1 protein-coding gene and 1 pseudogene are annotated in these 614 nt (G+C 65.8%); both read left to right on the top strand.

The genetic code is table 11. From position 1 onward, the window contains the following. Positions 1–489: dihydroxyacetone kinase subunit DhaL (gene dhaL / locus EOA22_RS36425; RefSeq protein ID WP_127390757.1), on the top strand; the 489-nt coding region annotated here is incomplete at its 5' end. After that, positions 486–614, top strand: a pseudogene (locus tag EOA22_RS36420) (PTS mannose transporter subunit IID); the annotation flags it as partial. The gene dhaL and the pseudogene EOA22_RS36420, both read left to right, overlap by 4 nt.

Here is a 614-nt window from a genome sequence, read left to right as displayed (position 1 = left end):
AACATGAAGCGCGGCTTCGAGGCCGTGCGCGCCGAAGCCGAAGCATTTTCGGCCAAACCGCTGCCCGATGCCCTGAAGGCGATCGGCACCAAGCTGGTGATGACGGTCGGCGGCGCCTCCGGCCCGCTGTTCGGCACCCTGTTCCTGGCACTCGGCAAGGAGATTTCGGCGAAACCCGATCGCGCCAATCTGACGGCGGCGTTCGGCAAGGCGATCGAAGCTGTGGCAGCACGCGGCAAATCGCAGATCGGACAAAAAACCATGCTCGACGTGCTGCAGCCGGTGCATGACGCGCTGCTGCAGGGAAAGACAGCTCTTGAAATCGCCGATATCGCCGACGCCGCGGCCGACGCGACCGTGCCTATGAAAGCCTTGCGTGGCCGCGCCTCGTTCCTGGGCGACCGATCGATCGGTCATATGGACGCCGGCGCGCGCTCAACCGCGCTGCTGGTGCGCACAGTGGCGCACAGCCTCGGGGAAAGCGCATGAGCAATGTCGGCATCGTCATCGTCTCGCATTCGCCGCTGGTTGCCGAGGGCACGGCCGACATGGTGCGGCAGATGGTGGGCGACGAAGTGCCGCTTGCATGGTGCGGCGGAAACGGCCATGGCGGG

Source organism: Mesorhizobium sp. M7A.F.Ca.US.014.04.1.1 (assembly GCF_003998745.1).
Classification (GTDB): domain Bacteria; phylum Pseudomonadota; class Alphaproteobacteria; order Rhizobiales; family Rhizobiaceae; genus Mesorhizobium; species Mesorhizobium ciceri.
This window is presented reverse-complemented; position numbering and strand designations above follow the sequence as displayed.